Annotated in this window: 6 protein-coding genes; all 6 read right to left on the reverse strand. The window is 72.5% G+C overall.

From position 1 onward, the window contains the following. Window positions 1-110: 110 nt before the first annotated feature. On the reverse strand, window positions 111-734 hold the full coding sequence (gene raiA, locus JHD21_RS19220; protein ID WP_292678484.1) for a ribosome-associated translation inhibitor RaiA: 624 nt from the start codon (window positions 732-734) through the stop codon (window positions 111-113). 128 nt (window positions 735-862) lie between these two features. Further along, window positions 863-1,561 (reverse strand): phosphoribosyltransferase family protein, encoded by a 699-nt coding sequence (locus tag JHD21_RS19225; protein WP_292678487.1) that lies wholly within the window; start codon window positions 1,559-1,561, stop codon window positions 863-865. A 111-nt stretch (window positions 1,562-1,672) separates the two neighbouring features. After that, window positions 1,673-3,463, reverse strand: a complete 1,791-nt coding sequence (locus tag JHD21_RS19230) for an LpqB family beta-propeller domain-containing protein (protein WP_292678490.1) — start codon at window positions 3,461-3,463, stop codon at window positions 1,673-1,675. Further along, window positions 3,460-5,124 (reverse strand): MtrAB system histidine kinase MtrB, encoded by a 1,665-nt coding sequence (gene mtrB, locus JHD21_RS19235; protein WP_292678493.1) that lies wholly within the window; start codon window positions 5,122-5,124, stop codon window positions 3,460-3,462. Before mtrB ends, JHD21_RS19230 begins: the two co-directional genes overlap by 4 nt. 6 nt (window positions 5,125-5,130) lie before the next feature. Further along, on the reverse strand, window positions 5,131-5,835 hold the full coding sequence (gene mtrA / locus JHD21_RS19240) for an MtrAB system response regulator MtrA (RefSeq protein WP_292678496.1): 705 nt from the start codon (window positions 5,833-5,835) through the stop codon (window positions 5,131-5,133). Between the two features lie 539 nt (window positions 5,836-6,374). After that, the coding region (locus JHD21_RS19245; RefSeq protein WP_292678499.1) for an adenosylhomocysteinase at window positions 6,375-6,664 on the reverse strand (290 nt) is incomplete at its 5' end.

A 6,664-nucleotide genomic window follows, 5' to 3' on the forward strand; every position in this document is an offset into this window, starting at 1 on the left:
GTACGCGGGACGGGGGCACGAACGGGGCATGGCGCACCTCATCCGGATGACCCGTTCGGGCCAGCCCGCCCCGGCTTCACCCCCTGGGGTGAACGAGGAGCGGGATCGGGCTACTGGTCGACGTCGAGCGAGATGACGCCGTAGTCGTAGCCGCGCCGACGGTAGACGACCGAGGGCCGCTCGCTCTCCTTGTCCACGAACAGGTAGAAGTCGTGCCCGACGAGCTCCATCTCGTAGAGCGCCTGGTCCAGTGTCATCGGGCTCGCGGAGTGGGTCTTCTCCCGCACGACCAGCGGTCCGTCGCCCGTGACCGTGATCGGGCCGACCTGGCGCTCGGAGATCACCGTGGCGTCGTCGCTGGTGACGTCCGGCTCGACGCCCTCCCGCACGGCGAGGGCCTCACCGACCGACACCGGGGCGTGCCGGCCGTGATGGACCCGGCGCCGATCGGCCGCCCGGCGCATCTGCGCCGCCATCTTGTCCAGGGCCAGGTCGAGGGCCGCCATCTTGTCGGCGGCGCAGGCCTCGGCCCTGATCACCGGGCCCTTGGAGACCGCCGTCAGCTCGAGGCGCACGGCGCGGTCGCTCTGCCGCGGGTTTCGTTCGTGCTCCACCTCGACCTGCACCCGGATGATCCGGTGGTCGTGCTTCTCCAGCCGACCCAGCTTCTCCTCCACATGAGCCCGGTAACGCTCGCTGAGCTCGATGTGCCGTCCGGTGACCACAACTTCCACGTGAACCTCCTCGTCGGGGACTTCCTGGGCTAGGCCGAGATGCAAGGGGCAGGTGCGCGGCTCCTTCCGACGGGGTTCTCTCGACCGTACTCGCCCTCCCTCGCGACCGAAAGGGAAGTCCCGGATCCTCAGCCGGTTCTTCGGGAACGACGCCGCGTCGCGGCCACCACGGCGACACCGGCGACCTCGAGACCGACGCTCTCGAGTGCGCGCTGCGCCTCCCGGGCAGTGGACCCGGTGGTCAGGACGTCGTCGCAGACCACCGCGCGGACCCGGCCACGCCGCCGCCCGAGCCCTCGCAGGAGCGCCGACGGGCACGTCATCGAGCCGGCCAGGTTGGCCGCCCGCTCGGACGCCCCCAGCCCGGCCTGGTCGACCACGCCGGGACGGAGCCGGAGCAACCGCTGGGCGATCACGTCGTGCCCCGTCCCGGCGACCAGGCGGGCCGCCCTGGCGGTGACCGCCCAGGTGGGGTCGTGGCCACGGGCCCGGACGGTCGAGGGACGCGACGGCACCGGGACGACCACGACCGGACCGGGCGGAGCCGCGGCCCGGACGGAGCCCGCCAGCATCGCCGCCACCGGGCCGACCAGGCCGAACAGCTGACGCTCCTTGAGCCCGAGGACCAGCTCGCGGGCCACCCCGTCGTACGCCGCGCACGCCCACGGCTGGACCAGCCCGGCCGGCACCGGGTCCGGCCAGACCGGGACCGCCTGATCCGGGAGCTCGGTCAGGCACGGGCGACAGAGCGGGCGGCCCGGCTCGCCGCAGCCCACGCAGCGTCCGCCGAGCAGCAGGTCGGTCGCGGCGGCAGAGAGCCAGGTCATGGAGTGAGTCGACCGCCGAAGCACGCTGCGGGCAACTGCGAGGCGCGCGCCCCTGTGGAGAGCCGGCCGTGGTTCAGTCCCAGCCTTCGCTGCGGTAGGTCTCGACCCGCGTCACCCGACGTACCCCAGGCTGGTGATGCCCGGGGCGACCTCGATGTCGCCGCCGGTGGGGCCGGAGAGGTCGACCAGCCGGACCTCACCCTCGACCCTGGAGATGGCGTAGGTGCTCAGGCTGGGGTCGGGAGTCCCCGCGAGGCCGACGACGCGCTCGTCGAGGGTCAGGGAGAGGTCGTCGACGCCACCCGGCGCACCGTCGACCGAGGCGCTGCGCACCAGGAACAGCGTCGGGTCGATCGGGTGCAGCACGACGATGCTGGTCGGTGAGAGCCAGGCGATGTCGCGGATCTTGAGCCCGCGCCCCCCTTCGACGTCGACCTGACGGGCGGGCAGCGACCCGACGACCTTGCCGTCGGCGTCCTGGAGCAGGCGGCTCACGACGATCACGTCCTCGTTGGCGCCGCGGAGGACCGCGACGAAGCGGGACCCGTCCCGCGAGACGAGGAAGGACTTCACGTCCTGGTCCGTCACCCCCTCGATGACGATCTCCTCGATCTGGCCTTCGCGCAGGTAGGAGACCACCGCCCCGTCGGCGCGCCGGTCGACCATCCACAACCGGTCGGCGAAGTCCCACGCGGGCACGAGCAGGTCGGACGCACCCGTGACGACCGGTGTCGCCTCCTCTGCGCCCGCGGCGACCCGGACCGGACCGACGTAGACGGCGCTCCCGTCGCTGGTGACGCCCGCGGCCTGCGCCGCGTAGAGGTCGGGGGTGATCGACCGCAGGCCGAGGTCGGTCTGGCCGAACGGCCCGCTGACCGAGGCCATGTCCTGGGCCGGACCGGCGACCATGACGCCCTCGGCCAGGCCGTACAGCAGCTTGTTGGCGTCCGCCACGAACGGCGCGAACGGCTCGCCGGTGGTGACGCCCACCTCCTCCTGACCGGCCGGGATGACCGACTCCCCGTCGATCCGGACGCTCAGCCGTTCCACCGAGGGGTCCTGGCGCAGGGTCCAGGCGAGCTGGGCGACCAGCAGCCCACGGTCGACCAGACCGGGCATCGACACCTCCCCCTCGAGATCCACCGTGGCCAGGCCGTCGCCGCTGACCGGCACCGAGAGCGCCGGGTCGGCGCCGGCCGGGATCAGGTTGCGCGCGCGGCCCTCGAGCTCGGGTGCCGGACCGGCGATGAGTCGCCGGACCAGGGTGGAGGCCAGGTCGGCGGCCCGGGGCACGAACACCGGGTCGGGCACCAGCACCTGCGAGGTCGGGTCGAAGAAGAAGAGCGAGACCTGCCGGAACCGCTGGGCGTACCAGTCCTGGGGCACGATCAGCGCGTCCGGCGGCGAGTCGATGCGGAACTGTCCGTCCTCGTCGATGACGGTGAAGCGCAGGTCCGGGCCGAGGACGTCGTCCGGGGCGGCCGCGTCCTCGGTGACCGCGCCCTGCCAGGACCCTCGGTCGTCGATCCGGTCGGCACCGGTCAGGGTGACCTCGACCAGGTCGCCCGCCTGCGCGCTCGGCCGGGGCAGGGAGGCCGTGTCGTACACGATCGTCTCGTCCGGCTCCCACGTGCTTCTCGAGCGCTCGGCGAGGAACTGGCGCGCCACGTCGTCGCGGATGGGCGTCGCCCGCATCGCGTCCAGGAAGCCCTTGACCACGTCGCTGCGCGACTGCCCCGGCTGTGGTCCGAGCGGGTTGATGGCCATCGCGTCGGCGCGGCTGCCGCTGCCCGACGTCTGGGCCTCCTCGACCGGGCCCTCGTCGGGCAGACCGACGCCGCACCCGGCCCCGGCCAGCGAGACCAGCAGCCCCAGCACGACGCAACCGAGGGTGCGCCTCATGACACCGGCTCCGGCGCGTCGGCGGGCACCAGGGGGAGCGGGCTCTGGCGTAGGACGTCGCCGGCCCTCCGGGGCAGGGTGAGCCGGAACTGCGAGCCCTCGCCGAGGCGGCCCCATGCCTGCAGCCACCCCCCGTGCAGGTGGGCGTCCTCCTGGGAGATCGACAGGCCGAGCCCGGTCCCGCCGCTGGTGCGGGCTCGCGCGGGGTCGGCCCGCCAGAACCGGTTGAACACCATCGACGACTCGCCCGGCGCCAGGCCGACGCCGTAGTCGCGCACCGCGATCGCCGCGGCCTGCTCGTCGGCGGCGACGGTCACGACGATCTCGGGGGTCTGAGCCACGTCCGGCCGGTAGTCGAGGTCGGCAGGGAGGGGCCGCGCGTGGTCGATCGCGTTGGTCACCAGGTTGCGCACGATCCGCTCGACCCGCCGGACGTCGGCCTGGGCCAGGCACGGGTGGTCGGGGGCGCGGATCACGATCCGCACGTCGCGCTGCTCGGCCAGCGGCCGGGTCGCCTCGACGACCCGGTGGGCGACGTCGACGAGGTTGACGTCGTCGAGCTCGAGGACGGCGGCCCCGGCGTCGAAGCGGCTGATCTCCAGCAGGTCGGCGAGGAGGGTCTCGAACCGGTCGAGCTCGGTCTGCAGGAGCTCCGCGGCACGGGCCGTCGCGGGGTCGAAGTCGCCACGGGCGTCGTGGAGGACGTCGCCGGCCATCCGCACGGTGGTGAGCGGGGTCCGCAGCTCGTGCGAGACGTCGGAGACAAACCGACGCTGGACCCGACTGAGCTCCTCGAGCTGGCGGATCTGGCGCTGCAGGTTGGTGGCCATCTGGTTGAACGAGGTCGCCAGGCGGGCGAGGTCGTCCTCACCGGTCACTCGCAACCGCTCGGTGAGGCGGCCGGCCGCGAGGCGCTCGGCCACCCGGCGGGCCAGTCGGATCGGGGTGACCACCTGGCGGGCCACCAGCCAGGTGAGCACGGCGATCAGGACCACCAGCAGGCCGCCGGCCGTGAGCATGGCCCGCGTGACCAGGCCCATCGTCTGCTGCTCCTCGTCGAGAGGGAACAGGAAGTAGAGGGTGTAGGTCTTCCCGTCCGCCGGTAGCGGCACCTGCACCCCCACGACGACCCCCGGCTCGCTGTCGATCACGGTGCCCTCGTCGTCGATCGTGCCGATCCGGGTGTAGGTCCACGCCGAGCCGTTCCGCAGGACCGAGAAGTGCTCCTCCAGCCGTGGTGGCACGCTGGCGAGGTCGAGGTGCGGGCTGGCCTCGGTCGGGCCACTGGCGATCAGGCCCGTCTCGCTGCCGACCGGTCCGGCCATCACGACCTGGTAGCCGCGCGTGGCGCCACGCTGCACGATCAGGTCGACGAGGTCGTACCGCTGCGCCGTCGGGTCCGGGTCGGTCGCCGGCATCTCGACGAGGCGGTCGTTGGCCTCGTCGACCTCGTCGGCGACCTCGGCCAGCGCCTTGTCGACCCGGTTCTCCAGGAGCCCGTCCCGGGTCTGCTGCAGCAGCAGCCACCCGACGCCGCTGACCACGACCGCCGAGAGGAGGACGGTGCTCACCACGACCCGGGCCTGGATCGACCGGCGCCAGAACGTCAGCGCCCGTCGTACGGCGGTGGGTGGCCGGCGCGGCGTGCGGGCCCTGAGCATCAGGCCCTACTGGTTCCCGGCCTTGTAGCCGACGCCGCGAACGGTGACGACGATCTCCGGGTTCTCGGGGTCGTGCTCGACCTTGGAGCGCAGCCGCTGGACGTGCACGTTGACCAGCCGGGTGTCGGCGGCGTGCCGGTAGCCCCACACCTGTTCGAGCAGCACCTCGCGGGTGAACACCTGCCACGGCTTGCGGGCCAGGCAGACGAGGAGGTCGAACTCCAGCGGCGTGAGGCTGATGGGCTGGTCGCCGCGCAGGACCGAGTGCCCCGCGACGTCGATGGTGAGGTCGCCGATGACCAGCGACTCCGGGCTGTTGCCGTCCACGCGCCGCACCCGCGCCCGGATCCGGGCGATCAGCTCCTTGGGCTTGAACGGCTTGACGACGTAGTCGTCGGCCCCCGACTCGAGCCCGACCACCACGTCGACGGTGTCGCCCTTGGCCGTCAGCATGACGATCGGGACTCCCGACTCGGCACGGATCTCCTTGCAGACGTCGATGCCGTCCTTGCCGGGCAGCATGAGGTCGAGCAGCACCACGTCGGGCCGGTAGTCCCGGAAGCTCTCGAGCGCCTGGTCACCACGGGTGACCGAGCGGGCGTCGAAACCCTCCTGGCGCAGCACGATCGTGAGCATCTCGGCCAGGGACGCGTCGTCGTCGACGACGAGCACACGTCCCTTCGCCGGGTCGAGCGCTGGTGCTGCGGTCATCCCACCAGTGTGCCAGTCGTTTGCGCGTCCCTTGGCCGCGTCGGGCGGGCTTGCCCTGCGCGTACCCGTCCTGGGGCTGGCGGTGGCGGCCGCCATCTTGGTGCTCGCGACACAGTTCACCCCACGCGCCACGGCTCGACGCTCAGCCCCGACGTGGTCGACGCTAACTGTGTCGCGACCCGATCCCGGCCACCCCTGCGAGTCCCACTAGCGTGCGATCCGCACCCACCAGATGCACGGGATCCGCACGCCAAGTGCCGACCGGCCCACCACCCGCAGACGGTGGTGGTGCCCGCGCATGCGGGCGGCGGGACGGAGTCCCGCCCGCAAGCGCGCCGCCAGCCGATCGAGACAGGCTCGGGGTCAAGGATCGGCGAAGCCGACCGCGCAGCGGCGGAGCGCAGCGACGTCCTTGACGCCGAGACTCGATCGGCTACGCGCGCGGGCACCACCGCCCAGCACCAGGACCGGCCCGCCCGAGACGGGACGAGCCCCCGGGCACCAACACCCGGGGGCTCGACCTCAGAAACGCAGACGGCTCAGTAGCGGTACTGGTCCGACTTGTACGGGCCGGCGACGTCGACACCGAGGTAGGCGGCCTGGTCGGCGCTCAGCTCGGTGAGCTTGACGCCGAGAGCGTCGAGGTGCAGCCGGGCGACCTCCTCGTCGAGGTGCTTGGGCAGCACGTAGACGCCGACCGGGTACTCCTCGGGCTTGGTGAAGATCTCGATCTGCGCGAGCACCTGGTTGGTGAAGGAGTTCGACATGACGAACGACGGGTGGCCGGTGGCGTTGCCCAGGTTGAGCAGGCGACCCTCGGACAGCACGA

Origin of the sequence: Nocardioides sp., from assembly GCF_016462705.1 — a bacterium.
Lineage (GTDB): Bacteria > Actinomycetota > Actinomycetes > Propionibacteriales > Nocardioidaceae > Nocardioides.